26 protein-coding genes and 1 pseudogene are annotated in these 25,373 nt (G+C 73.2%); 17 read left to right on the top strand and 10 right to left on the bottom strand.

Going from position 1 to position 25,373, the window contains the following annotated elements:
• The first annotated feature begins 58 nt into the window (after positions 1-58).
• Positions 59-325: a dsRBD fold-containing protein gene (locus BS83_RS47350; protein WP_037603547.1), complete on the top strand. Its 267-nt coding sequence runs from the start codon at positions 59-61 to the stop codon at positions 323-325.
• A 134-nt stretch (positions 326-459) separates the two neighbouring features.
• Here the strand turns inward: BS83_RS47350 and BS83_RS10610 are convergent, their stop codons facing one another.
• Positions 460-720 carry a DUF6213 family protein gene (locus BS83_RS10610; protein WP_037603546.1) on the bottom strand — a complete coding sequence of 87 codons (261 nt, stop codon included), beginning with the start codon at positions 718-720 and terminating at the stop codon, positions 460-462.
• A 48-nt stretch (positions 721-768) separates the two neighbouring features.
• Positions 769-948 (bottom strand): hypothetical protein, encoded by a 180-nt coding sequence (locus BS83_RS10605; RefSeq protein WP_037603545.1) that lies wholly within the window; start codon positions 946-948, stop codon positions 769-771.
• Positions 949-1,227: 279 nt separating this feature from the next.
• On the opposite strand from BS83_RS10605, the gene BS83_RS10600 reads away from it, so the two are divergent.
• Genes BS83_RS10600 through BS83_RS10585 form a run of 4 tightly spaced genes read left to right on the top strand, consistent with a single transcriptional unit; the run spans position 1,228 to position 3,451 of the window.
• Positions 1,228-1,653, top strand: coding sequence for an Hsp20/alpha crystallin family protein (locus BS83_RS10600; RefSeq protein ID WP_037608632.1), 426 nt, complete (start codon positions 1,228-1,230; stop codon positions 1,651-1,653).
• A gap of 39 nt (positions 1,654-1,692) precedes the next feature.
• Positions 1,693-2,373, top strand: coding sequence for a CBS domain-containing protein (locus BS83_RS10595; RefSeq protein WP_037603544.1), 681 nt, complete (start codon positions 1,693-1,695; stop codon positions 2,371-2,373).
• A gap of 7 nt (positions 2,374-2,380) precedes the next feature.
• Positions 2,381-2,842, top strand: a complete 462-nt coding sequence (locus BS83_RS10590; RefSeq protein WP_037603543.1) for a CBS domain-containing protein — start codon at positions 2,381-2,383, stop codon at positions 2,840-2,842.
• Positions 2,843-2,863: 21 nt separating this feature from the next.
• Complete coding sequence (locus tag BS83_RS10585; RefSeq protein WP_051942909.1) at positions 2,864-3,451, top strand: hypothetical protein; 588 nt, start codon at positions 2,864-2,866, stop codon at positions 3,449-3,451.
• A 60-nt stretch (positions 3,452-3,511) separates the two neighbouring features.
• Here the strand turns inward: BS83_RS10585 and BS83_RS10580 are convergent, their stop codons facing one another.
• Both BS83_RS10580 and BS83_RS10575 read right to left on the bottom strand, forming a co-directional pair.
• Positions 3,512-6,094, bottom strand: coding sequence for a pullulanase X25 domain-containing protein (locus tag BS83_RS10580; RefSeq protein WP_051942908.1), 2,583 nt, complete (start codon positions 6,092-6,094; stop codon positions 3,512-3,514).
• A gap of 255 nt (positions 6,095-6,349) precedes the next feature.
• Positions 6,350-7,654 (bottom strand): cation:proton antiporter, encoded by a 1,305-nt coding sequence (locus BS83_RS10575; RefSeq protein ID WP_037603542.1) that lies wholly within the window; start codon positions 7,652-7,654, stop codon positions 6,350-6,352.
• A 230-nt stretch (positions 7,655-7,884) separates the two neighbouring features.
• Between BS83_RS10575 and BS83_RS10570 the strand changes: the two genes are divergently transcribed.
• From BS83_RS10570 to BS83_RS10540, 7 genes are all read left to right on the top strand, one after another.
• Complete coding sequence (locus BS83_RS10570; RefSeq protein ID WP_051942907.1) at positions 7,885-9,516, top strand: sulfatase-like hydrolase/transferase; 1,632 nt, start codon at positions 7,885-7,887, stop codon at positions 9,514-9,516.
• A gap of 194 nt (positions 9,517-9,710) precedes the next feature.
• The gene (locus BS83_RS10565; RefSeq protein ID WP_051945318.1) at positions 9,711-10,421 is read left to right on the top strand and encodes a DUF4389 domain-containing protein; all 711 of its coding nucleotides are present in this window, start codon (positions 9,711-9,713) and stop codon (positions 10,419-10,421) included.
• Positions 10,418-10,966, top strand: coding sequence for a flavodoxin family protein (locus BS83_RS10560; RefSeq protein WP_157597113.1), 549 nt, complete (start codon positions 10,418-10,420; stop codon positions 10,964-10,966). The genes BS83_RS10565 and BS83_RS10560 overlap by 4 nt, the downstream gene beginning before the upstream one ends.
• A 178-nt stretch (positions 10,967-11,144) precedes the next feature.
• A complete protein-coding gene (locus BS83_RS10555) occupies positions 11,145-12,239 on the top strand; it encodes a baeRF2 domain-containing protein (protein WP_037603540.1) in 1,095 nt (364 codons plus the stop codon).
• Between the two features lie 258 nt (positions 12,240-12,497).
• Positions 12,498-12,734, top strand: a complete 237-nt coding sequence (locus BS83_RS10550; RefSeq protein WP_037603539.1) for a hypothetical protein — start codon at positions 12,498-12,500, stop codon at positions 12,732-12,734.
• Positions 12,735-12,783: 49 nt separating this feature from the next.
• Positions 12,784-13,008: a hypothetical protein gene (locus tag BS83_RS10545; protein ID WP_037603538.1), complete on the top strand. Its 225-nt coding sequence runs from the start codon at positions 12,784-12,786 to the stop codon at positions 13,006-13,008.
• 28 nt (positions 13,009-13,036) lie between these two features.
• Positions 13,037-14,107: a lysylphosphatidylglycerol synthase transmembrane domain-containing protein gene (locus BS83_RS10540; protein ID WP_198035207.1), complete on the top strand. Its 1,071-nt coding sequence runs from the start codon at positions 13,037-13,039 to the stop codon at positions 14,105-14,107.
• Between the two features lie 39 nt (positions 14,108-14,146).
• Here the strand turns inward: BS83_RS10540 and BS83_RS10535 are convergent, their stop codons facing one another.
• Both BS83_RS10535 and BS83_RS10530 read right to left on the bottom strand, forming a co-directional pair.
• Positions 14,147-16,234 (bottom strand): ATP-binding SpoIIE family protein phosphatase, encoded by a 2,088-nt coding sequence (locus tag BS83_RS10535; protein WP_051942906.1) that lies wholly within the window; start codon positions 16,232-16,234, stop codon positions 14,147-14,149.
• A gap of 112 nt (positions 16,235-16,346) precedes the next feature.
• On the bottom strand, positions 16,347-16,628 hold the full coding sequence (locus tag BS83_RS10530) for a dsRBD fold-containing protein (RefSeq protein WP_037603537.1): 282 nt from the start codon (positions 16,626-16,628) through the stop codon (positions 16,347-16,349).
• A 388-nt stretch (positions 16,629-17,016) separates the two neighbouring features.
• On the opposite strand from BS83_RS10530, the gene BS83_RS46365 reads away from it, so the two are divergent.
• Positions 17,017-17,700: an OsmC family protein gene (locus tag BS83_RS46365; RefSeq protein WP_198035206.1), complete on the top strand. Its 684-nt coding sequence runs from the start codon at positions 17,017-17,019 to the stop codon at positions 17,698-17,700.
• A 58-nt stretch (positions 17,701-17,758) separates the two neighbouring features.
• Positions 17,759-17,968, top strand: coding sequence for a DUF1918 domain-containing protein (locus tag BS83_RS10520; RefSeq protein ID WP_037608624.1), 210 nt, complete (start codon positions 17,759-17,761; stop codon positions 17,966-17,968).
• A 25-nt stretch (positions 17,969-17,993) separates the two neighbouring features.
• On the opposite strand, the pseudogene BS83_RS10515 reads toward BS83_RS10520, so the two are convergent.
• A pseudogene (locus BS83_RS10515) lies at positions 17,994-19,309 on the bottom strand (phosphoribosyltransferase family protein).
• Between the two features lie 172 nt (positions 19,310-19,481).
• Here BS83_RS10515 and BS83_RS10510 point away from each other — a divergent pair.
• From BS83_RS10510 to BS83_RS10500, 3 genes are read left to right on the top strand one after another with little or no spacing between them, the layout of a single operon-like run.
• Positions 19,482-20,471 carry an ABC transporter ATP-binding protein gene (locus BS83_RS10510; protein ID WP_084713332.1) on the top strand — a complete coding sequence of 330 codons (990 nt, stop codon included), beginning with the start codon at positions 19,482-19,484 and terminating at the stop codon, positions 20,469-20,471.
• A 5-nt stretch (positions 20,472-20,476) separates the two neighbouring features.
• Positions 20,477-21,649 carry an ABC transporter permease gene (locus tag BS83_RS10505; protein ID WP_037603536.1) on the top strand — a complete coding sequence of 391 codons (1,173 nt, stop codon included), beginning with the start codon at positions 20,477-20,479 and terminating at the stop codon, positions 21,647-21,649.
• The gene (locus BS83_RS10500) at positions 21,646-22,809 is read left to right on the top strand and encodes an ABC transporter permease (RefSeq protein WP_037603535.1); all 1,164 of its coding nucleotides are present in this window, start codon (positions 21,646-21,648) and stop codon (positions 22,807-22,809) included. The genes BS83_RS10505 and BS83_RS10500 overlap by 4 nt, the downstream gene beginning before the upstream one ends.
• Before the next feature lie 50 nt (positions 22,810-22,859).
• On the opposite strand, the gene BS83_RS10495 is transcribed toward BS83_RS10500, so the two are convergent.
• The 3 genes from BS83_RS10495 to BS83_RS10485 form a co-directional block, all read right to left on the bottom strand.
• A complete protein-coding gene (locus tag BS83_RS10495) occupies positions 22,860-23,690 on the bottom strand; it encodes an oxidoreductase (protein ID WP_037603534.1) in 831 nt (276 codons plus the stop codon).
• Positions 23,691-23,694: 4 nt separating this feature from the next.
• The gene (locus tag BS83_RS10490; RefSeq protein ID WP_063774144.1) at positions 23,695-24,432 is read right to left on the bottom strand and encodes a lysophospholipid acyltransferase family protein; all 738 of its coding nucleotides are present in this window, start codon (positions 24,430-24,432) and stop codon (positions 23,695-23,697) included.
• 70 nt (positions 24,433-24,502) lie between these two features.
• Positions 24,503-25,366: an ATP-grasp domain-containing protein gene (locus BS83_RS10485; RefSeq protein WP_051942904.1), complete on the bottom strand. Its 864-nt coding sequence runs from the start codon at positions 25,364-25,366 to the stop codon at positions 24,503-24,505.
• Positions 25,367-25,373: the final 7 nt, after the last annotated feature.

The following is a 25,373-nucleotide window of genomic DNA, read 5'->3' as shown; positions in this document are numbered from 1 at the left end:
GGTGACGGCCGCTTCGGGCCGTCGGCAAGCGCCGGAGCGACCGGAAGCGGGTGATCTCGTGAGCGCCAAGGAATGGAACGTGACGGTGTTCATCGACGAGGGGCCGGACCGTACCGTGGCCCGGGCCGTGATGACGGACGACGGACGGATGGCCGCAGTGGGCCGGGGAGTGGCACGCCGTAACCCCGTCGACCGGCCGGTGGCGGAGATCGGTGACGAACTGGCCGTGAGCCGGGCGCTGGAGGATCTCGCCCAGCGGATCCACGACATGGCCTCCCACGACTTCGCCCACATGGCGGGGCCGGCCGGCCAGGTGCCCGCCTGAGTTCTCGTGGCTGCGGGTCCGCGGCGACGTCCCGCGGCGACGTCCCACGACGACGTCCCACGACGACGTGTGGAGCGTGACTGAGCCGTGGACGTCGTCCACCGCGCTTCGACGGTGCTCGTCCGTACGCCGGCTCAATCCTCGTCCGGATCGAGCGTGCCGACGGCGGCCCGGGCGGTCGTCGTCGACATCAGGGCGATGCAGTCCACGTCGATCCGGTCGGCCAGGCTCTGCAGCATGCGGTCGAAGGCCTCCACCGTCGCCGGATCGGCGCCTTCGGCGACCCAGTCGGCGACCTCCGCCGCCACCTGGCGTACCAGCCGGGAGAGCGTGTCCGCCGAGACCAGGAGATTCCCGTCGAGCAGCCACACCGCGGGGATCACTATCTGCGTCATGGTCGCCACCTCCCTGGGAGGAGAAGAATTTCGGGCAGGACATCCCGCTCACCGCGGTCTTCCCGGCAGGGTGCCGCCGGGGCGGCGCAGGAGCGGGTCGGGCTCGGGGCGCGGCCGGGCCACCGCGGCCGCCGCACGGAGCAGCGCCAGCAGCTCCGGGTCCCTGCTCGGGCTGCCGTGGCGGTGCGCCTTCCGGCGCGCGGCCAGACGTCGGTACTTGGCGTTCATCGCGGTGCACCTCCGTCCGTCGGTCCCCCGGTCCCAGGGTTCCAGCCTGCAACGCGCCCGGCCCGCCCGACGAGGACCTCCCGGCCCTGCCCCCGGGCCGGTCGGCCCTTCCGCCTCTACCTCCACGTCGGATCCCGCGCCGCCGCGAGCTGGGGACCAACGGCCCCAGCGGTATGGCCCGCCCGGCCGGTGCGGCTGCGGCGTCTCCCTCCGAGGCTGGACACAACGGACATACCGGCCCCGGTCCAGGGTCGGTGAGGAAGCCGAGGAGTGGTCGAGATGGCCTCACGTCAACTGGAACGCCGCCCGCGCTGGTGGCCGCCCTTCTCCGACTGGTTCGAGGACTTCCCCCTCGACCTGCGCCTGAACGACGGCGAGCACATGATCCGCGTCGAGGAGTGCGAGGAGGAAGGCGTCTACACGGTCAAGGCCGAGCTGCCCGGCATCGACCCGGACAGGGACATCGAGATCACCGTCGACGACGGTGTCCTCATGGTGCACGCCGAGCGCACCGAGGAGACGAAGGACAAGCAGCGGTCGGAGTTCCGCTACGGCTCCTTCACCCGCAGCGTGCGCCTGCCGGCCGGGGTGAGCGAGAAGGACATCAGCGCCACCTACGACAAGGGCGTGCTCACGGTGAAGGCGCCCATGCCGGTCGCCACCGCGTCCGAGCCGCACCGCGTGAAGGTCTCCAAGGGCGGCTGATCCGACTGCCGGGCAACCCGGTTCGGGAAGGAGAGCGTGATGAGACACCGCTTCGTCGATGACCTGATGACCCGTGACGTGACGAGCGTTCAGGCCGACACGCCGTTCAAGGAGATCGCCGTCATCCTGGCCGAGCAGGAGATCAGCGCCGTGCCGGTGCTGGACGGCTCCGGCCGCCTGATCGGGCTGGTCTCCGAGGCGGACCTGCTGCGCAAGGAGGCCGCGCAGGCCGACCCCGAAGGGCGCGGCCCCGCACCCCGTCCCGCGTCCGAGTTCGAGCCGGGCGTGGCCGCGGCCACCGCGCAGGACGTGATGTCCACGCCCGTCTTCACGGCGCACTCCGGCTGGAGCGTGGTGGAGGCTGCGCGTGCCATGAAGGAGCATCGCGTCAAGCGCCTGCCCGTGGTGGACGACACGGACCGGGTGATCGGCATGGTCAGCCGCCGTGACCTGCTGCGCCTCTTCCTGCGCAGCGACCGGGCGATCCGCGAGGAGATCGAGTACGACGTGCTGCGCAGCACCTTGTCGCTGGATCCCGGCGCGGTCCAGGTCCACGTCGTCGACGGCGTGGTGACCTTGGACGGCCGAGTCCCGCGCCGCAGCCTGGTGCCCGTCGTGGAGCGGCTGTGCCGCGGGGCGGACGGCGTGGTCGGGCTCGACTCGCGTCTCGGCTTCGAGGAGGACGACACCCGGCGTGCCACGATCCGGACCGAGGGGTGAGCGGGCCATGCTGGTCAGAGAGTTGATGAACTCCCCGACGGTGACCGTGGGTCCGGGGGACCCGATCCGGCAGGCCGCCGTCGCGATGCACGCGCACGGCGTCGGCAGCGTCCTGGTCACGGTCGACGGCGTGCCGCTCGGGATGGTCACCGACCGGGACGTCGCGGTGCGGGCGGTCGCCCCGGGCCTCGACCCAGGGGCCCCGGTGACGCTGATCATGTCCGAGCCCGTCGTCACGATCCCCGCCGACGCCGATCTCGCCGACGCCTACCGCGCCTTCCGCCGCAGCGGGGTGCGGCGGCTCCCGGTCCTCTCCCAGGAGCGTCTGGTCGGCCTGCTGGCCGTCGACGACCTCTTCCTGGATGTCTTCCAGCGCTACGCCGACCTGCTCGGGCCCGTCTCCTGGAGCGCCCTGCAGGACCAGCCACTGGACGAGGGCCCCTCCTGGGCGCCCCGCGCCCGCGGCTGAACCACGGACGGAGCGAGCACCATGGCCACGACGTCGACCCAGGTCCATGGGTACCGACCCCTGCCGCCCCGCCAGGCCTGGCCCGCGGTGGCGCGGTGTGTCGTGGTGAGCGCGCGGCTGCTGGCATCCGGCCGCGTCCGGCAGCCCCGGACGCAGGTCGGTGAACGTCTGCGATTCGCGGACGGCACGTCGGCCCTGGTCTACCGGGAGACCAGGCTGGACAACCGGACGGCCCCGGACGCCTGCGCGCTCGTCGTCGCCTTCCGGCTGCGCGCGGTTCGCGGGCGGGGCCACACGCTGTTCCGCTGGGTGAGCCTTCTCAACACCCCGCTCTTCGTCGGCTTTCCCGGCTTCGGGTCGAAGCTGTGGCTCGCCGCCGACGAACGCGGCCGTTATCGCGGCGTGTACGAGTGGGACGGGGCCGAGCGGGCCGAGCACTACGCACGGTGCCTGTGGCGGGTGCTCGCCCTGGTGAGCGCGCGCGGATCGATCCGGTACCGGGTGATCCCCCGGGTCCGCCGCGACGATCTGGTCCGTCCCCCGGCCGGAGGACCACGGGCTCGGGCGGAGCGGGAGGACGGCTGGTGGCTGCCGGTGGACCCGTCCTGAGGGACGGGCCCCCTCCTGCTCCGTTCCGACGCGGTGGGTGACGCGGGGCGTCGAGGCGGGTCAGCTTCTGGTGAAGACGGTCACCGCCTGGGCGTCGCAGGAGTTGTCCGTGGCCGAGGTGGCGCCGTTGGTGTCGAGCACCTTGGTCCAGTTCCCGGCGGGCAGGGTGACGTGGTAGGCGCTGCCGGTCGGGTTGGCGACCACCACCGTGTCGTAGGTCGTCGGGGCCGCCGGATTCGAGCTGATCATGGCGGCCACGACCGAGCCGTTGACCTGGGTGGTCATCTGGTTCTTGACGGCCGGCCAGCTGGTCAGTCGCAGCGAGGCGGTGGCCCTGCGCAACGCGATGGCGTCCCGGTAGTAGGCGACGACGCTCGCGTTGGCGATCATGTCGCCCCAGTGGACGGCGTTGACCGTGTCCGGGGCGTTGTAGGAGTTCATCGCGGTGGCGTAGTCACCGTTGACGACCTTCGACCGCAGGAACTCGTCGCCTTCGGCGATCACCGGGACACCCTGCGAGGCGAGGACCGTGCCGACGGCGAGGCGGTCGATGCGTCCGGCGGTGCCGGTCGCGCCGCCGGTCGCGCCGGAGTATGTGATCTTGTCGTAGAGGTTGAGGTTGTCGTGGATCGACACGTAGTTCATCGTCTGTTCGGGGCTGACGGCGAACGCCGGGGTCCACAGGTTGGACACCGCCGCGGTGCTGTCGGCGTCGGTCGGTGAACCGGTCAGGCCGAAGGCGATGGCCGAGGGGTTGCCCGAACCGCCCATGAAGGCCATGACATTGTCGTTGGTGCCGCCGCGGATGGCGTCGCGATAGACGCCGTTGAAGGCTCCGAAGTGCACCGGAGACAGGGTGGGCATGGTGCCGTACCGCACCTTCTGCGCCTCGTTGGGGTCACTCGCCCCGCCGTTCCACGGCTCGCCGTAGAGCATCAGGTCGCGGTCGGCGTAGGTGGTCTCCAGATAGTTCGCCCAGGAGTACACGTCGGCGGCGTAGTGGACGCCGGCGAGGTCGAAGCGGAAGCCGTCGACGTTGTAGTCCCTGACCCAGTGCTCCAGCGAGTCCTGGATCATCCGGGCGACCATCGGGTTGCCGTCGTCGATCGAGTCGCCGGTGCCGGAGAGATCGGTCGGCGTGTAGTAGCTGCCGGTGATGTTGCCGAAGACGTTCTTGGTGAGGGTGTGGTTGTAGACCACGTCCATGATCACGCGGATCCCGTTCCGGTGGAACGCGTTGACCATGTCCTTGAACTCGCGGATCCGGTCCTCCGGCGCGGTGAACTGGGAGTACTGCTCCTCGGGCACGTTGTAGTCCACCGGGTCGTAGCCCCAGTTGGGCACGGTGCTGCCGAAGTCGAACGAAGGCATGATCTGGACCGCGGTGACGCCCAGCTGCTTGAGGTGGTCGATCCCGGTGCTGACCCCGGAGTAGGTCGTGCCCGTCTGCACCAGGCCGAGGAACCTGCCCCGCTTCGCGGCGTCGACGCCGGAGCTCGGGTCGATCGTGTAGTCGTGGACGCTGAGCTCGTAGACGACCGCGTCCTCGCGGTCGACCAGGGCGGGGCGGGGGTCCCAGCCGCCGTCGGTCGGGGTCACGGCGGCGGTGTCGACGACGATTCCCTGCGTGGTCCCGGGGCTGACCATCTGGGCGTAGGGGTCGGGCACGGCGACGCCGTTGACGGAGAACTGGTAGCCCTGGTCCAGCAGGTTGCCGCTGACCACGGTCTGGTAGACGTTCGAGTAGCCGCTGAGCGTGGTCGGGCTCATGGGGTGGCTCGTGCCGCCGACGTTGACGGAGACGCTGGAGCTGTCCGGCGACCAGAGGCGGAAGGTGGTCGCCGTGGGTGTGTACAGGGCGCCCAGGGTGTTCAGCGGGGCGGCCGGACCGTTCCCGCTCACGACGGTGGTCAGGTGGGTGGCCGCGTTGTAGGCGAAGGTCGTGGTCGCCCCGCCGTTCGGGACGGTGAAGGGGATGTTGGCACCGTTCGCGGCCCCGCCCGCGCCGTAGTTGGTGTTCCAGGACTGCCCGAGCGTCACTTTGGTGTTCCACGTGCCCGCCGGGATGGCGGTGGTGGACCACGAGTAGATTCCGGTGCCGTTCGGGTCGGTCAGCGTGGTGCCCGCGCAGGACGCGGCCCAGTTCGCGGTGCAGCCCAGCGCCGACTGGAAGTCGCCCGCAGCGGTGACGACGGGCATGGCGGAGTTGTCGGTCACGACGTGGGTGTCGGGGTCGTAGACGAAGGCGACCCGCTCTCCACCGGCCGGGACGGTGATGGCGATGTTCGCACCGCCGGGCGCCCCGCCGGCGCCGTAGTTCTCGGTCCAGGCGTCGTTGACGGCGATCTTGTAGGAGTAGCTTCCTGCGGGCAGGTTCAGCGAGGTCTTCCAGCGGCCGTCGGCGGCGAGGGTCAACTGTGCCTGGGCACAGGCGGGCAGCCAGTCACCCGAGCACCCGATGGCCGAGTCGAAGGTCCCAGGCAGGCTGATCGCCGTCGGCGCGGCCGCGACGGCGGGTGCGGAGGCGGCGACCCCGCCTCCGCCGAGCAGGGCGAAGGTCGCCGCCAGCGTCGCGGAACGCCGGAACCGGACCCGGACATGTCCGGGCCGGGTCCGTCTCGGCCGGAGGGGTCTGCGGCTCATGTGGGCCTCCAGGGCAGGTCGCGGCGTCGGCGCGGCCGTGCGGCACGGCCGGGCGGCGACGTCGCGTGGGTGGGTGGGAGTGGCAAGGGGGCCCTGACCCTGCCCGGGGCGCCGTGCCGTCCCGGGGACACGGCGCCTCAGGCGAGACGATCGCGCCTGGCAGACGGCACGTCAAGACTCTTCGCAAAGTCTTCCTGAATCTTGCTGCAAATTCATTCAGGGTCCATGGCGGCATGCCCGGCCAGGCTCCGGCGGTCAGCTCTCGAGGTGCTCGACCGGACCGAGTCTGCGGCGACGCGGTGTCACCGGCGTCGCGGAACTCTCCCTCAGGCCCGGCTCGGCGGCCGCGCGTTCGTACCACTGCCCGTAGCGCAGGGCGAGCACTCCGGCCGAGGCGCCGTGGAGCAGCACGCTGAGACCGACGGTGATCGCGACCACCCAGCCGATCTGTTCCATCCCCTGCAGATGCTCCTCGGCGAGCAGCAGCCCGAAGACGACCGAGGCGAGGCCCCGCGGCCCGAACCAGCCGACGTACGCGACGGTCGGCCGCCTCAGTCCGCTGCCGACCAGGGCCAACGCCACCGGGACCATCCTGACCACCGTGAGGCTCAGCAGGGCGTAGCCGACGATGCGCCAGCTGAGGTGCTGGAGCGCGGGACCCAGCACCACGGCGCCGAAGAACAGCAGGCTGAGCATGGCCAGGCCACCGCCGAGGAACTCGGCCAGCTCGGTGGTCTCGGCGACCACCAGGGGCGACTCCTCGCCGTGGCGGAAGACGCCCGCGAAGGCGAAACCCGCCACCCAGGCGGCGATGAAGCCGCTGCCGTGGGTGGCCGTGGCCAGCGTGTAGGAGCCGACGGCCGCGGCGAGGACGAAGATCTCCCGCCAGTCCCGGGCCACCCAGCCGTGATCGAAGGACACCCTCAGCAGGCGGCCGCCGATCCCACCCACCGCCAGCCCGACGGCGGGGCTGAGCAGCAGAGCGCGCCAGAAGGTACCGGCCGTGCCCTCGTCGGCGTACGAGGTGCCCGGTACTGCCGCCAGGAAGAGCACGAAGAAGGGCAGTACCAGGCCGTCGTTGAGACCGCTCTCCACGTTGAGCGTCTGGCGGACCAGGCTCGGAACCCGCGGATCGGAGATGGCGCTCTTGCCCAGCGCCGCGTCGGTGGGCGCCAGGACTGCGCCGACCAGGGCCGCCTCCCAGACGGTCAACCCCGGAAACAGGGCCCAGGCCAGCAGCCATCCCGCGCCGATGGTGAGGACCAGGCCGACGGAGAGCAGCCGTCCGGGCAGGGCGCCCTCGGTGCGGAGGTCAGCGGGGCGCACCACGGCGGAGTCGGTGAAGAGCACCAGGGTCAGTGCAGCCTCGACCAGGGTGCGCAGCTGCGCGCTGTCGTGTCCCAGGCTGACCAGGTTCCAGCCGAGCGGCCCCAGCAGGAGGCCGAATCCCACGAACACCATCGCGCTGGACACCGGCGTCGTGGCCAGGCGTCGCGACACCAGGGAGTAACCGGCGGCGACCGCGGCGACCGCCGCCCCGGTCCAGGCGGCGTCACTCACGGCGTCGTCCCCCTTCGCAGTTCGGGAACACTCTCTCCCCGGGCCACTGTGCGGCATCACCGGCCGGCTCACCCGCACCGACACGTGGGCCTTCGGGAGCGGCCGCCCCCGAAGGCGGGCCGGTCACCCGTCCGGCCGTGCCCGGCCGTGTCCTGACCGGCCGTCCGCCGCAGCCGCCCTACCTTCGGGGGACGACGAGCAGTCCGAGCGTGGCGAGCGAAGGGCAGGCCATGACCGAGCGCCCCAACATCCTGATGATCGTCACCGACGAGGAGCGCCTGTCGGTTCCCCGACCGCCGGGCTTCTCGCTGCCCGCCAGGGAGCGGATCGCGGCCCGCGGTACGACCTTCGAGCGCTACTACACCGCCTCGGCGCAGTGCAGTTCCGCCCGGTCGGTCATCTACACGGGGCAGCATCTGCCGCTCACCGAGATCTACGACAACGACAACATGCCGTACATCCGCCCGCTCGATCCCGAGCTGGGAACGATCGGCACGATGCTGCGGTCCGCCGGCTACTACACCAGCTACCAGGGCAAGTGGCACCTGTCGAACGCGTACGTGACTTCCGAGAATCCGGGGCCCACGACCGACGCCCTGGAACCGTACGGGTTCAGCGAGTTCAACGACTGGGGTGACATCGACGGCGGAGCCTGGGCGGGGCTCAAGATCGACCCGGTCATCGCGGGCCAGGCGGTGCGCTGGCTGCGCAACCGGGCGCCGGTGGTCGCCAAGGACCAGCCCTGGTTCATGGCCGTCAACTTCGTGAACCCGCACGACATCATGAGCTTCGACTACGGCGGCCGCTCCCAGGTCCAGCTGCCCTTCGGACTCGCCCACGCCGTCGTCGCCCGCGCCGCCGCGAACATCCCCGTCTACCGGCACCGCTGGAAGTTCGACCTGCCCGCCAGCCTGCACGACGACCTCTCCGGCGCGGCGCCCGCGGTCGCGGAGTACGCCCGGATGCTCGACACGGTCTTCGGTCCGGTCGCGGACGACGAGCACTGGTACGACGGCCTGAACTTCTACCTCAACGCACTGCGCGACGTCGACCGCAGCGTCGAGTTCGTGCTCGACGCCCTGGAGGCGACCGGCCAGGCGGACAACACCGTCGTCGTCTTCACCTCCGACCACGGCGAGATGGCCGGATCCCACGGACTGCGCCAGAAGGGCAACCTGGTCTACGACGAGAACTTCCACGTTCCCTTCATCCTCGCCCACCCCGACGTGCCCGGCGGCGCCCGCACCCAGGCCCTCGGCTCCGCCGTGGACCTCGCCCCCACCCTGCTGGAGATCGCCGGAGTCGACCCCGCCACCGTCGCCACCCGCCATCCCGCCCTCAAGGGCCACTCGCTGATGCCGGTGCTGCACGGGCGGTCCGTGCGCGACGGGGTGCTCACCGCCGTCGAGTCCATCACCACCCTGGACGCGTCGTTCTGGTTCGAGTTCGCCGACGCGGACGCGCCCGCGCGGGTCGCCTCCGGTGACCTGCGACCGGACTGGAACAAGCGCGGCTTCCTGCGCGGCTACTCGGACGCCCGCTACACCTTCGGCCGCTACTTCGCGCCGCTGCGCCCCAACCGGCCCGCCGACACCGAGGCCCTGCTGGCCGACAACGACGTGGTCCTCTACGACCGCGAGCAGGACCCCGCCGAGATGCACAACCTGGCCGCCGACCCGGCCCACCGCGACCTGGTGGAGCGCTGTCGGGCCCGCCTGGAGAGCCTGATCGACGCCGAGATCGGCTCCGACACGCGAGCGTGGGTCACCGAACGCCCCCGCCTGCTCGGCTGGCCCACCTGGCACGGGGACACCGACAGTCCCGAGGCGGTCGCGGCCGGCCGCCCCGCCGGGGACCGGTGATCCGCGGGGCGGGGGGCGGACGCTCCCCGCTCCACCACTGACCTCCGCCTGCGCGGTCCCCGGGCCTGTTCGGGACCTTCGGCCACCTCGGACGGGGCGCAGCGGCCCACGACGCCGCGCGTCCACTGAGCCAGGCTGGCGGTGTGGGCCGCTCCGGCCGGTGCGACCCGCACGAGCCCGAGGAGGTGGCGGCGATGGCGTCCCCGACGACGGCCGTGCCGTCCTGGTCACCAGGACCGGTGCGGGTGGAGGCGAGACTCGATGCCCCGCTCTCGCGCTGGCTGTGGCTGGTGAAATGGGTGCTTGCGATCCCGCACTACCTGGTGTTGGCGTTCCTGTGGATCGCCTTCCTCGTGGTGAGCGTGATCGCCTTCTTCGCGATCCTGTTCACCGAGCGCTACCCGCGTGCCCTGTTCGACTTCAACCTCGGTGTGCTGCGCTGGAACTGGCGGGTCGCCTACTACACCTACGGGGCGCTCGCGACGGACCGCTACCCGCCCTTCAGCCTGCGTGAGGAGCCCGACTACCCGGCGACGCTCGACATCGACTACCCGGAGCGGCTCTCCCGGGGTCTGGTGCTGGTCAAGTGGTGGCTGCTGGCCATCCCGCAGTACCTCGTGGTCGGCATCCTGGTGGGCAGCAGTGAGAGTTCGTGGGCCTCGATCGGACTGGTCGGCCTGCTGGTCCTGATCGCCGCCGTCGCCCTCGCCTTCACCGCCGAGTACCCGCGCGACATCTTCGACCTCGTCGTCGGCCTGGACCGCTGGGCACTGCGTGTCGCCGCCTACGCGGCCCTGATGACGGACCAGTACCCGCCGTTCCGACTGGACCAGGGCGGACGTGAGCCGGCCGCGCTCGGCGCGGCCGGGACGTGGCACACCGCAACCGAAGGAGATGAGCCGTGATGCATGTCGCGATCGTCTACGAGAGCCTGTTCGGCAACACCCGACAGGTCGCCGAGGCCATCGGCGAGGGGGTGCGCGCGGCCCACCCCGATGCGGAGATCGACTGCCTGCGAGTGGACGAGGCCGACCCGGAGGGCCTCGGGCCGGTGGACCTGCTCGTGGTCGGCGGACCCACCCACATCCACGGCATGAGTTCGGGCTTCTCGCGGAAGATGGGCGTGGAGTCCGAGCGGAAGAAGATCGCCGAGGGTCAGCCCGTCCAGGAGCCCGAGCCCGGCGCGGAGGGGCCCGGTGTCCGCAGCTGGCTGCAGAGTCTGCCCAAGGCCGGCAGCCACCCGCACGGTGCCGCCTTCGACACCCGCGCCGCCTTCCCCACCTCCGGCGGCGCTGCCCACGGCATCGCACGCAGGCTGCGACGCCACGGCTATGACGTGGTCGCCGAACCGATCGGATTCGTCGTCGAGGGCGCCGACGGTCCCCTGCGCACGGGGGAGCTGGACCGGGCGCGCGCCTGGGGCTCCGAACTGACGGCGAAGGACTCCTGAAGCCCCGCCATGCGGTCGGCTCCCGGACCGGCAGGTCCCACTCGACCGGGGTGACGGGGCTCGGAGCCGGAGCGGCGCGCTCGGCGCGGGTTCGGCCCGAACGGCCCTCCCCGTGGCGGACAGGACGCGTAGCGTGGGAGGAGACGGCTGTTCCCGCGTCGGAACAAGGAGGCGCGACGTGGACCTCTCATTCCTCCGTCCGCTCTACGCCCGTCCCGGGCCCTTCGCCAGCGCCTACCTCGAGGCGACCGGGGACGGGGACGAACAAGGGACACCTTTCGCCGGGTGGGAGCGCCTGCGAGAGCGACTCGTCGCCGAGGGCGCCGACGTGGCCACCATGGGAGCACTGGCGCACGCCGTGCCACAGGATGACTCCGACGTGTCCGGCAGAGGCCTGGCCCTGTTCGCCGCCCACGGCAGGCTGGCACTGGCCGAACCCCTGTCCCAGGCGCCGGGAGAGGACCGGGCCGCGGTCGCGTTCGTGCCGGACGCGATGCCGCTCGCGCTCCAGCGCGCTCCCGACATCGCCTGCACTGCGATCCAACTGCGCCGCGTGCACGAACCCGGGGGCATGTCACGGCTGATCGCCGAGACGCAGAGCGGTCGGTGGCCCCATATTCGCGTCGCGCCGCCGGAGCCGGACGTCCGGCACGTGCCGGCCGGGGAGTGGCGTCAGGCGGCCAGGGCCCTGGCCGACGAGCTCGTGGCAACCGCCGAGCGCAACCGGACCGAGGTGGTCGTCCTGGCAGGCGACCGATGGGCCGGCTCCGTGCTGCTCGAGTCGCTGCCGGAGCACGACCGCGAGCGCGTCGTGCGCATCGACGCGGTGACGACCCCGGCGTCGCCCGGGCGGTTGCTGTTGGAAGGCGAGCTCGAGTACCTGGTCGGGGGACGGCTCAGCGCCGGGGACCGGCGTCACGTGGACGGGTTTCTCGAGGAACGTGCCAGGAACGGGGCAGCCGTCGAGGGGCTCGACGCGACGGCGCAGGCGCTGCGCCGGGCCGCGGTGGCCGCGCTGATCGTCGACACCCCGACCCGGCTGGACCGCGAACGACTCTGGGTGGGCGCGGTGACCCGGCAGCTCGCCGTGGCCCGTGAGGAGCTGGAGCCACTGCGTGCCTCGGCGTGCTGGTCGGCCCCGGCGGACGCCGCGCTGCTGCGGGCGCTCGTCGGTGAGGGCGGCGAACTCGTCGCCGTCCGCCGCGAGGAGCTGCCGCTGATGGACGGGATCGGCGCATTGCTGCACGAGCGTTCACCTGGACGGGCGGCGTGAGGGTTCCCTCCGCACGCCGGCCTCCGCAGCAGGGCCGGGTGGCCCCACGGACGGCGACGACCGGACCTGGCTCCGACCGCTCCTGAGGCGGATGGTGGTGGTGTGCCCTCGCCGGGTCGGCGCCGCCCGCCGGGTGCGTACCCCGGCGTCCTGAGCGTCACTGCGCCCGTCCGCGGGAGGCGCGACCGGCTCGACCGGCGCGACGACGGCACGAGTACACCCGCCGGGTGTCCGGCGGCCGACCTCCAGGAGTCCACGATGACCCAACCCGCCCCGACCGGGACACCGTCCACCGACATGCGGCCGAAGGGACGCGACCTCGAAAGCACCATCGAGCGCGCGGAACTGCTGGAAGCGCGGGTCCAGGCCCTCGGCCGGGCCGTCCGCGCGCTCATCGACGGCATGGAGGAGATCCCCGACCGGGCGCCCGACCCCGGTCGCCCCGCCCGAGCCGCGCGCCTGGCCCACGAGATCCTGCTCGCCCAGGGGCTCTAGTACCGCGCCAGGCTCGCCGCTGCGGGAGCGGGCCGGCGTTGGAGGCATCATGCTGCAGCACTACGAACTGAGGGCCGAGCACCGGCCCGTTCCCGGCGGCCGACGCGTCCACATGTGGCACGTCGTCCGGGCCGACGAGCAGGCAGGCCTGTGCGGCTACCACCTGACGCCGAACGCGGAGACCGGCCGGATCGCCGATCTGGAGGACCTGCCGGGGCAGCGGTGCGAGACGTGCCGCACCGCCTACCGCTCTGCACTGCCGCCGGCGGACTGACCGGCGCGGACGAACGGGTGCGAGGGCCGTGTCCGGGCCCGTCGAGGACGCGAGCGCGGCAGCGCTGCGGCCGGAGAGGGCGCCGGGCGGCCGACGCCGACTGCTCTGGTGGTCGAGCGCCGCCTGCGTGGCGCTGGCCGGGACACTTCTGGCGGCGACGCACCGGCGGGAGCTGCGCGCGGTACTGCACCTGCTGGGCCAGGTCGAGACGGACCGGCTCGTTCTGGCGGCCGTGCTGGAGACGGTCTCGTTCCTCTCACTGGCCGCCCTGGAGCTGTGGCTGCTCCGTGCGGCGGGAGCGCGGTCGCGCCTCGGGACCGTCACCGCGCTGGCCGCAGGCGCCAACGCGATGGCCGGGGTGATGCCGGCCGGAGGCGTCCTGTCGCTCGGCTGGGTGGTGCGGCAGCTGCAGCGGCGCGGCGTGGCTTTCACCGCCGCCGCCGCGTCGCTGGCCGTGGCGGGTGCCGTCAGCCTCACCGTGCTGGGCGTGCTGCTCGTGGCCGGTGCGCTGCTGGCCGACCCGTCCGGTCCGGCCCCCGGTCTGCGCGAGTCGGTGCTCGTCGGAGCCGCCGCCTTCGCCGCGTTCGCCCTGCTGATCGGCCTGTTGTCGCTCTCCTCCGCGCTGCGCCGCGCCACGGCTCGCGCGTGGCGGCGCCTGGGCGCCGCCCGTCCCGCCCTGGCCAGGGCGGAGGCCTCCCTCGCCGACGTCGTCCGCGCCGCCGCGTCGCTGCAGCCCGATCCCCAGAAGTGGACGCGCCCGTTCCTCCTGTCCGGGCTCAACTGGCTCGGCGACGCGGCGGCGCTGGCCCTGTGCCTGCTGTCCCTGGACGCGCACGTCCCCTGGCGCGGCCTGCTGCTCGCCTACACCCTGACCCAGCTCTTCAGCAGCCTCAGGATCACCCCGGGAAGCCTGGGCGTGACCGAGGCCTCGCTCACGGCGCTGCTGGTGCTCTACGGAGTGCCCGCCGACCAGGCGATCGCCGCCACCCTGCTCTACCGCGGCCTCAGCTTCTGGCTCCTGCAGCCGATCGGGTGGACGTGCTGGCTCGTCGTCACCCTGCGCGGGCGGAGCCGGGACAGCGCCGACGGCACGCCCTGACCACGTGCGGCGGGCGGCGCCTGCGAACCCCGGGGGAGGTCAGCCGGACCGGTCCTCGGGGGTGATCCGCTGCTCCGTCCAGATGGTCTTGCCGCGGCCGTCCCTGCGCACACCCCAACGTTGGGTCAGCTGGGCGGTGATGAAGAGCCCGCGCCCGTTCTCGTCCTGGTCCAGGGCCCGGCGCAGGTGCGGGGCGGTGCTGCTGTCGTCGGAAACCTCGCAGAACAGGGTGTCGGCCAGGACGAGTCCCAGCCGGACGGGCCCTTCGGCGTACCGCACGACGTTGGTCACCAGCTCGCTGACGACCAGGGCCGTGTTCTCGGCCAGTTCACCGCCGAGTCCCCACGAGGCGAGTCGGCCGGTCGCGAGGCGGCGTGCCCGGGAGACGGACTCGGGGGCGTTGGGCAGCGTCCATGAGGCGGTGCGGTCCGCGCCGAGCACGCGGGTGCGGGCGAGCACCAGGAGGACGTCCTGGGTCGGCAGCCGGGCTGCCAGGGCGGCCGCGAGCCCGTCGCACCGTGCCTGGAGGTCGTCGGCCCCCGAGGCGTCGGATGCTCCGAGCAGTTCGCCGAACAGGTCTTCGGTCCCCTGCGTCGTGGGTGTCTGCGACAGCGGGGTGTTGTGGATCAGCACGGTGGTGGCCGCCGGCAGGGTGCGCCGGACGGCCCGGAACCCGGGCGGCCCGCAGCCCAGTGCCGGCCCGGAGGGGACGTCGAGCATCTCCACGGTCCCGTCGGGGAACCGGAGGACCGGGGAGGGATGTCCGGCGCTCGCGGCGGTGCAGGTCAGGGTCACCGGGTCGTAGACCAGGTAGAGGCAGGTCGCGGCCTCGGTGTCGTTCCCCGCGGCGTCACCTGGGCGACGCCCGGGGTCCGCGAGGTCGGGCCGCGACCCTCCCGCCAGGTCGTGCAGCCGTTCCAGGATCTCCTCGGGCGGCAGGTCGAGGTCGGACAGCGCCTCGACGGCCGCGCGCACTTCGCACATCGCCGCGGGACCGGCGGCCGAGCCCAGTGGGGTGCGGCCCGCGACGAGTGCGACCCGGGCGCTGGAGAGCGGGATCACGTCGAACCAGGAGCCGCCGTCACCGGCCGGCCGGTAGCTTCCGGCCAGCTCGACTGCGACCGTCGCGGGCGTGTCCGGATGGCTGCCCCTGCCCTTCATGACCCGGGCGGCCGAACGTTCCCGCGCGTAGAGGCGGGCGTTGTCGAGGCAGAGGGCCGCGTGGGCCGTCAGCTGTTCGGCCAGCCTCCGGTCGTCCTGGTCGAAAGGCAGGGGGTTCTGCCGCCGGAGGAAACAGGCGAGGCCCAGGACGACCCCGCGGGCCCGAACGGGGACCGCGAGCACGGACCGCGCCCCGGACACGGCGGGGTCGACGTCGTCGAGCAGGTGGGTGGTCCACGTGACCAGCGCCCGGTGCTGCGGCGAGTCGCCCGGGTAGGTGACCAGCTCGCCGACGGGAGGATCGTCGTGCGCCCGGCCCCCGGTGACCGAGAGCAGTCCGGCCCGCCGCACGGCCGCTCCACGCTCGGCCGAGTCGACGGCGGGCGCGCGGCCGCGAAGGACGCTGTCGTACAGGTCGACGACCACCGAGTCGGCGAACTGCGGGACTGCGAGGTCGCAGAACTCCGCGGCGATGCGGAACATGTCGAGCGTCGACCCGAGGCGCGTGGCCGCCACGTTGAGCAGGCGCAGGCCTTCCTCGGCCCGCACCTGCGCGGTGATGTCGGTGAGTGTGGCGCAGACGCCCAGCACCGCGCCGTCCTCGTCGTGCAGGCGAAACAGCGCCGCCGAGGTCAGCACCTCGGCCGGCGGGTCGCTGCGGCCGCGCAGCCGGATCCGGAGACCGTTCACGGGTTGCCCCGTCTCCAGGACCCGCCGCGCGATCTGCTCCAGACGTCCGGCGTCGGCGACGTCGAAGACGGGCAGGATCTGGCGCAGCGACCGGCCGAGCAGCTCCTGGTCCGCGACCTCGCGGAAGAACCGGGCGGCGGAGTTGACCCGCACCAGGCGCAGCTCCCCGTCGAACACGTACAGGCTCGTCGGCGACTGGGTGAACAGCGCGTGCAGGACCGCCTCGCCCACGCGCTCGGCGGGAGAGCCGGACTCCTGGGGGACGGGATCGGTCACGAGGGGGACGACTCCGCGGGGGCGACGGGGGCGACGGGGGCGCGGCGGGTGCCGCCACCTCGATCCAAGCGCGGGACCGGGGATCCGGCCACCTCAGCGGCTGACACCGCGGTCAGCCGAAGCGGCCGTCCGACTCCGCGGCGGCGTCGGTCTCCCCGGCGCGCAGGAGCTGCCTGCCGAGTTCGATCAGGGCCCGGCCGGCCGCGTACTCGTCGCCGATCTCCGGGATCGAGGCGTCGTGGGGATTGCGGTGCGCCGAGCCCCGGCCCTCTAGGGTGCGTTCCTGGGTCTCCAGCACGGCGTGGGCCTTGGTCTCGTCGCCCTCCTCGAAGAGGTCGAGGCTGAGGTTCCAGCGCTTGGCGCTGAGCGGTGCGGGTGTGGTCGGGGATGTCATGGCAGGGTTTCCCATCGTGTGGTCGCCGCCGGTGCGCCGCCTTGGTCGGGCCGCTGGGAGCGGTGTCCTGCAGATGCCTTCCACGCTACCCGCGTGCCCTCGGCCCGACCTGCCGACCGGGCCCGGACGCGGGCGGGTTCTGCCGGCACCCAGGGCGGTCGCCCGTGCTCCCTGTACGGCCGGTGACCGCCCGTCCCCGTCCGGTGATGGGGCCGGTCGGCGGTCGGTGAAGGGCCCTGACGGCTCTGGGCCGACCCGTGGCCGGTTGGGACCGTGGGGACAGCGGGGGCCGTCGGACGGAACGGACCTGGGAGTGAGCACCATGCAGGAAACCGACACGCGGCTCGCGGCGAGCACGTCGCGTGAGCCCTCCGCGGATCCGGTACACGTGAGCGTCGTTCGTCAGAAGGAGCAGGAACGGCCGGACGGCCGTGTCGTCGTGGGCATCGGGCCCCCGGACTCCCCTCTCCCGGGAGCCCGCGCGGAGCTGACCCCGGCGCAGGCCCGCCTCCTCGCGGGCCGGCTCATGGGTGAGGCCGCCCGCGCGGAGTTCGGAGATCGGGCCCTCACATGCCGCGAGCAGGGAACCGTCGAGGCGCAGGCCACGGGCTACAGCGCGTGGTGCGCGACGGCGGACGGGCGGCACGTCTTCACCACCGCAGGCGGGCCTTTCGGCCTGGCGCCCACCGGCGCGGAGCTTCTGGCGGCCTCGGCCGCCGTCTGCGCGGCCGCGCGCGTGGGCGAGTACCTGGAGTCGCGCGGGTTGAGTCGACGCCACGTCGAGGTCCGTGCCCACTACGAAAGCCGTGGCACGGGGCCGGCACGGGTGACCGCCATCCGCCTCGCGGTCAGGCTGCGCACGCCGTTGGGCCTGAGCGACCGTGAGGGTGTGCGCGACGTGCTCAACCGGTGCACCGTCGTGAACTCCCTCCAGCAACCGCCGAGGGTCGGGATCGAGCTGCGCCTTGCCCACCGCGCTCGGACCCGGCCGGACAAGCCGGGCCCTGACGATCGGACGAGTCGGCGGGGCGGTCCGCCGCGGCGTCCCGAACGGCTCGAACAGGATGGATGACGAGCAGTCGGCCGGGAGGACAGCTCACCGCACCGACCCCGACGGAACGGAGGAAGACATGAACGCCACCGTGGGAGACAGGTTGAGATTCCTCAGCCACCGGGTGGGCGACCACGACCGGCTGGGGCGGATCGTGGAGGTACGGGGTCCGGACGGGGGGCCGCCGTATCTCGTGGAGTTCGAGGACGGCCATCGCGGGGAGGTCTTCCCCGGATCGGACTGCGAGCTCGAAGCCGGAGACGGGCGCGGGAACGCGCCCACCACCTGAACGCCTCGGCGCGGCGGCGGGCGGGTCACCGCAGGTGCCGGGTGAACCACTCGGCGGCCAGATCCGCCACGGTCTCCAGGGCGCCGGGTTCCTCGAACAGATGGGTGGCGCCGGGCACGACCGCGAGTCGGTTCTCGCAGCGCAGCATGCTCTGGGCGCGGCGGTTGAGGTCGAGCACCAGAGGGTCGCGACCGCCGACGACGAGCAGGGTGGGTGCGGCGACCTCAGGCAGCCGTCCGTCCGCGAGATCGGGGCGACCGCCGCGTGAGACGACGGCCCCCACCGGCGAGCCGGGCTCCGCCGCTGCCCACAGTGCCGCGGCGGCACCGGTGCTGGCGCCGAAGTATCCGAGGGGAAGGCCGCGGACCTCCCGGCGGCTCTCGAGCCAGCGGGTCGCTCCGGTCAGCCGCTCGGCGAGCAGCGCGGTGTCGAAGACGTTGGCGCGGTCGTGCTCCTCGTCCGCGGTGAGCAGGTCGAACAGGAGGGTGGCCAGCCCGGCCCGGCCCAGGGCGTCAGCGACCTGACGGTTTCGAGGGCTGTGCCGGCTGCTGCCGCTGCCGTGCGCGAAGACCACGACGCCGGTGGCGTGCGACGGCGTCGCCAGCCGCCCGGCCAGGTCGACCTCGCCCGCCGGCACGGACACCTCGGGATCGGCCGGGTCTCCGGCCCGCCTCGACGGCGAGGTTCCTGCTCCGCCGGCCGCGCCGGGGACCTCGCGCAGGCAGGCGGCGACCTGTTCGTCGGTGGTCTGGCTGAAGTCCTCGTAGAACTGGCCGATGCCGAAGAACGGGCTGGGGTTGTCCAGACAGACGAGTGCGTCGGCCACCTCGCGCAGTCCGACCGCCCAGTCGCGCGGGGCGACGGGAACAGCCAGCATCACCCGGGACGCGCCCCGACGGCGGGCGATCAGGCAGGCGGCGCGGGCCGTCGAACCGGTCGCGACGCCGTCGTCCACGATGATGACCGTCCGGCCGTCAAGGGGAAGAGGCGGGCGGTCGCCGCGGTAGCGGCGCACCCTCCGCTCCAGCTCGGCCCGCTCGCGTGCCTCGACCTCCGCCAGCTCGTCCGGTGCGGTCCGCGCGGTTCGGACGACGGCCTCGTTGACGACGCGGACACCCTCCTCGCCGATCGCGCCCATGCCGAGTTCGGGCTGGAACGGAACCCCCAGCTTCCGGACGACGAGGACGTCGAGCGGCGCGCCCAGCGCTTCCGCGACCTCCGCCGCGACCGGCACACCGCCCCGGGGCAGGCCCAGCACCACCACGTCCCCGTGGCGGCCTTCGCCTCCCGCAGACGCCCGGCCAAGCGTCGTCCAGCCTCGGTCCGGTCGGCGAAGTACATGGTCCGGCCTCCTGCGTCGGGCGCGCACTGCGCCGCCAACGACCCCTTTCCACGCTACGCGCCGCCGGGGCACAGGCCCCGGGCCGGGCGCACCCGACCGGGGCCGCTCGGCGGCGGTTCGAGGGGCTGTCCGGCCCTCCCGGGGCAGTGGGCGGGACCGCACGGTGGAGGGATGGAGACGCAAGCGGCACCGGTCGAGCGGCCCGGCCAGGGCGCGGAAGCCGAGGCACCCGTGCTCCGGTGCGAGCACCTGGTCCGGAGGTTCGGCGAGCGCACCGCCGTCGACGCCCTCTCGCTGGCCGTGCGGCCGGGCGAGACCTACGGCCTGCTGGGTCCCAACGGCGCCGGCAAGACCACGACCATCCGGCTCGTCTGCGGCCTGCTGCGCGCGGACGCCGGTCGGATCACCGTCCTCGGACGGCCGGTGCGGCCCGAAGCGCGCGAGGCCAAGCGGCACATCGGCTACGTCCCCCAGGACGTGGCCCTCTACCCCGATCTGACGGTCCGCGAGAACCTGCGCTTCTTCGGGCGACTGCACCGGATGCCGCGCAGGCGGCTCGAGCAGCGCGTCGCGGAGGTGCTCGAACTGGTCGATCTCACCACCCGTGCCGGGGACCGGGTCGAGTCCCTCTCGGGCGGCATGCGACGGCGGCTCAACATCGGCGCCGGGCTGGTGCACAGCCCCACACTCCTCGTGCTGGACGAGCCGACCGTGGGCGTCGACCCGCAGAGCCGCCACGCCATCCTGGAGAGCGTGCGCCGCTTCGGCGAGGCGGGGATGGCCGTGCTGTACACCACCCACTACATGGAGGAGGCCGAGCGACTCTGCGACCGCGTCGGCATCATCGACCACGGCCGCCTGGTCGCCGAGGGAACCCGTCGCGAGCTGGTCGCCCTGGTCGCCGAGCGCGACCGGATCCGGCTCACCGCCGTCGGCGACCTCGGAGCCCTCGCCGCCGCCTGCCGCGCCACCGCCGGGGTGGAGGCCGCGGACGTCGTGGAGGACGGCGTCCACGTCGTGGCACGCGAGGCGCGCAGCCTGCTGCCCGCTCTGCTGGACCGCGCCCACGGCAGCGGCGCGCAGATCCGCGCCGTCGAGATCGACGAGCCGGACCTGGAGGCGGTGTTCCTCCACCTCACCGGCACCGCCCTGCGGGAGTGAGCGCCGTGCACCCCGCCCTCGTCATCGCCGGGAAGGACCTGCGGCAGCGCCTGCGGGACCGCTCCGCGCTCGTCCTCGGCTTCGTCGCCCCGCTGCTGATCGCCGGACTCATGGCGCTCGCCTTCAGCAAGGTCACCACCTACCACGCCACCGTCGGCTACCTCGACCTCGACCACGGTCCGGCCGCGGCCGGACTGGAACGGACCCTGCACAGTCCGGACCTCGCCGGCGTCCTCGCCGTCCACGACTACCGGGACCGGGCCGCCGCCGACGCGGCCATCGGCCACCACACCGTGCAGGCCGTGATCGTGGTCCCGGCCGGCTTCACCGCCGCGGTGACCGGCGGCGGTGCCCCGAGACCGGTCCAGGTCCGCGCCGACGTCGACAACGCCCTGGCCGGACAGGTCGCCACCGCCGTCTCCCAGTCCTTCGTCGCCCAGGTCAACGCCGACCGCCTCGCCGTGCGGACCGCCCTGGCCGCGGGCGCGCCGCCCGCCGACCTGGCCCGGCTGACCGCCTCGGCCGTCGAGCAGCGCCTGCCCGAGACACCCGTCCAGCAGAGCGCCGCGGACCACAAGCTCAAAGTGATCAGCTACGTCGCCCCGGCCATGGGCATCTTCTTCGTGATGTTCGCCGTCGGCTACACCTCGCGGGGGTACTTCGTCGAGCAGGCCCACGGCACACTCGACCGCATCCAGGCCGCGCCGGTCGGGCGCACCGTCGCGGTGGTCGGAAAGTCGCTGGCGACCTTCGTCTACAGCGGCGCGAGCCTGGCCACCATGGTCCTCGGCTCGACGCTGCTCTTCGGCGCCGACTGGGGCAATCCGGCGGCCGTCGCGCTGCTCTGTCTCGGCATCTCGGTCTCGGTGGTCTGCCTGACCGCGCTCACCATCGCACTGGCGCGGACCGAACGTCAGGCGGAGGGCCTGGCGGCGGTCGTGGTGTTCGCCCTCGTGCTGGCCGGCGGCAACTTCGTCTTCGTCTCGCAGGAGCCGCCGCTGCTGCGCCGCCTGGCTCTCTTCACGCCCAACGGCTGGGCACTGCGAGGCTTCACCGACCTCGGCACAGGCGCCCGCGGGATCGGCGTGGTAGGGGCGCCCCTGCTCGGGATCGCGGTCTTCTCCCTGGTCGTCGTCGCCCTGACGGCCCTCGTCGTCCGGTCGAGGAGGCAGCCGTGACCGCCGCCCTCGCCGTCGCCGGCGCCACCGTGCGTCGCATGCTCCGCGACCGCACCGCGCTGTTCTTCGCCTTCCTGCTCCCCGTCGCGGTCATCGTCATCATCGGCGCGACCGTGACCGGATTCGGGCAGTTCCGGGTCGGCGTCGTCCAGACCGGTGGCGGACCGCTGGCCCGGGAGCTGGTCACCGAACTGCACGGGTCGAGCGCGCTGCGCGTGCACGACTACACCGACGAGGCGCAGGCCCGCGCCTCACTCCGGCGCAGCGAACTCGACGCCGTGGTCCTGGTGCCGCCCGGCCTGGACTCCGCCCTGCGCGGCGGCCGGAACGTGAGCGTGCCGATCCTGGTGGAGGGCAACGGGACTGCGGGGCCGGCCGCGGCCGCGGCGGTGTCCACCACCGTGGCCGAGCAGGGAGCCAGGATCCAGGCCGCCCGCTTCGCGCTGTCCGAGCAGGGCGGTGGCTTCGACCAGAGACTGGCCCTGGCCCGCTCGCAGCAGGCCGGGGCCGCGCCGATCACGGTCCAACAGGTGGTCGTCGGCGGAGGCAGCCAGTTCCTGCCCGCGGGGTTCAGCTACAGCACCCCGACGATGCTGGTGCTCTTCGTCTTCCTCAACGCCCTGGCCGGCGGGGCGTCGATCGTCTCGACCAGAGGGCTTGGCGTCTACGCCCGCGTGATGGCGACCCCGGCGGGAGCCCGAGCCGTCGTCCTGGGGGAGACCCTCGCCTACCTCGCTCTCGCGTTGCTCCAGTCCCTGGTCATCGTGCTGGTCGGGGCGGTGGCCTTCGGCGTCCACTGGGGCGACCCCGTCGCCGCCTTCGCGCTGGTCGCCGTCTGGGCGTTGGTGGGGACCGGCGCAGGGGTCCTGTCGGGGACGCTGTTCCGGACCCCGGAACAGGCGAGCGCGATCGGTCCCGCCGTCGGCATCACCCTGGGCATGCTGGGCGGCTGCATGTGGCCGCTCGCCATCGTCCCCGCCTGGTTGCGAACCGTGGGCCACGCGACGCCGCAGTCCTGGGCGGTCGACGCCTGGACCGAGCTGCTCTCGCGTCACGGCGACCTGCTCTCCATCGCCCGGCAGCTGGCGGTGCTGGCCGCCGTCGCCGTGGGACTGCTCGCTCTGGCGACGGTGCGACTGCGCCGCAGGGTCAACGGATGAGCGGGAGGCCTCCCGACGGGCCGGCCCACCGGCCGCCTGCCGGAGCGCGGTCAGCCCGGCAGCCGGTTGGCGACGCGCATCAGCGTGTCGAACGCCCGGTCGGGCAGCACGCCGCGCAGCACGATCAGCGGGCGTGCGCCCGCACCCACGACGTAGCGGGTGCGAGGGCGTGGCGCGGTGACGGCGCGCACGACCGCCTCGGCCACCACGGAGGGCGGTGAGACGAAGCGGGTGTTCGCCTCGCCGTCCAGGGTCCGGGCCATCGCCTGGGCCTGGCCCGCGTAGGGGCCGTGACCGGAGGTCTCCCTGAGCTTCTTCGCGGCGATGCCGCCCCACTCGGTGCGGATGCTGCCGGGCTCGACCACGACGACGTCGATGCCGAACGGCTTCAGTTCCAGGCGCAGACAGTCGCTGAGCCCCTCCAGGGCGAACTTGGTGGCGTGGTACCAGCCGCCCAGCGGCGTGTGGATGCGGCCGCCCATCGAGCCGACGTTGACGATCCGGCCGCTGCGGCGCTCCCGCATGTGCGGCAGGACCAGACGGATCAGCTCCGCGCAGCCGAAGACGTTCACGTCGAACTGCGCGCGCGCCTCCCGCAGCGGCACGTCCTCGACGGCGCCGTAGGAGCCGTAGCCGGCGTTGTTCACCAGGACGTCGACGCCGCCGCAGTCCTCGGTGATCTTCTCCACCGCGGTCCGGCAGGACGCCGGATCGGTGACGTCGAGGGGCAGCGGCCGGATGCCGCGGTCGGCCAGGTGCGCCATGCGCCCGGTCCGCCGGGCCGCGGCGTAGACGGTGCAGCCGCGTGACTGCAGGGCGACGGCGACGGCCTCGCCGATGCCGGACGAGGCTCCGGTGACGAGCACGACCTTGCTGGACATGCCCTCATCCTCGCGGCCGGGACGGCCCTCCGCACTCGGTGAGGGAGCCGCGGGTCGCCGGCCGTTCGCCCCGCCGCCGGGACGAGCGGCGGCGGGGCTGCTTCGCGCCGAGTCCGTCCACCGCAGTCCGCCAGGCCTCGGTCACGGCCGTCCGGGCCTGCTCCGTCGCCTGCGGGACCGGCCCCGAAAGCCGGATGGGCGCGCCCAGGCAGACCTGGACCCGCGGCCGCCGCACCGGCGCGGTCGCCACCCCGGCCACTTGCTTGAACGTGCTGCCGGACGTGATCCGCCGCGAACCCGCCTGACCCAGCGGCACCACCGGCGCGCCGGTGGCCAGGGCGAGCCGGGCCAGCCCGCTGCGGAACTCCTGCGGCGTCGCGTCGGCGGAGTCCGGACGCGGGGGGATCCGTCCCTCCGGGTAGATCACCACCACCCGGCCGCGGCGCAGCTCCCGCTCGGCCGCCTCCAGCGCGGCGGCGGCCTGCGCCGTGCCCCGGTGCACCGGGATGTGCCCCTCGGCCCGCAGCACCCGGCCGAGCACCGGGATCCGCCACAGCCCGGCCGTGGCCAGCACCACCGGCTGACGCTCGCCCATCCGGCCGAGTGCCGCCAGCACCACGCCGGGGTCGATCAGCGAGCTGTGGTTGACCGCGACGATGCACGGCCCCTGCGGAAGCCGGCCCGGACCGACACGGAACCGCCCGAGCACGGGCACGACACAACGGGCGAGGTCACTGAGCATGGGGCGATCATCGCGTGCGGCGGGGCGGCGGGTCATGAGTGGAAGTACGCGGCAGTACTCAGTCGGGTACTCAACCGCGGGCCGCCCCGTGGTGCGCGCCGTCGGCCGGCGGCGCGTCGAGGAAGCGGTGCAGGGAGGCGGTCAGGTCGGTGACGAACGCGTCGCGGGCCTGGTCCGTCAGCAGGTCCAGCGACAGGTAGGGGTTGAGGTCCTCCAGCTCGACCAGCAGGAGTCCGCCGTCCTGGGTGCGGCAGGCGTCCACCCGCTGGACGCCGTGGTCGAGGGTGTTCCAGTCGACGAAGCGGCGGGCGAAGGCGAGGTCGGCGTCGGTCGGCTCGTAGGGCGCAAGGGCCCAACGCCGCTCCGGGTCGGGCGCGTACAGGGCGTACCGGCAGGTGTCGTCGACGAAGTAGAACGACACCTCGTGGCGGAAGTCGATCCGCGGCTGGACCAGGACGTCGCCGAAGGGAAGACCGTCCAGCTGCTCGGGCGTGACGACGTGGAGCCCGATGGAGTCGGCGCCGACCTTCGGCTTGACCACGTACGCCTCGGCCTCGGGCAGCCCGTACAGGTCCTGCGGCCGGTCGACGGTGGGGATGACCGGGTACCCGGCGGCGGTCAGGTCCAACAGGTACTGCTTGCCGGCCATGTCGCCGCGCCCGGTGAGCGGGTTGTAGACCCGCGTCCCGCGCGCGACCGCCTGCGCCCGGAACGCCTCGTACCCGGCCTGGTAGTGCAGCACCGGCCCGCTGTTGCGGACGACCACCGCCGAGAAGGCGTCCATGAGCGCGACGGCGTCCAGCGGGTGGCACAGGGCGATGTCGAAGTCGTCCCGCAGCCGGGAGGTCAGGAAGATGTCCTCGTCGCAGTAGCGGCGGCCCCGCGCCTGGTAGGCGAGGTCCGTCACGAACAGGATGCGGGGGCGGGCCGGCATGGGAGAG

It is taken from the genome of Streptacidiphilus rugosus AM-16 (genome assembly GCF_000744655.1).
GTDB lineage: Bacteria > Actinomycetota > Actinomycetes > Streptomycetales > Streptomycetaceae > Streptacidiphilus > Streptacidiphilus rugosus.
The sequence above is the reverse complement of the archived record's forward strand: the minus strand, read 5'-3'. Positions and strand labels throughout refer to the sequence as shown.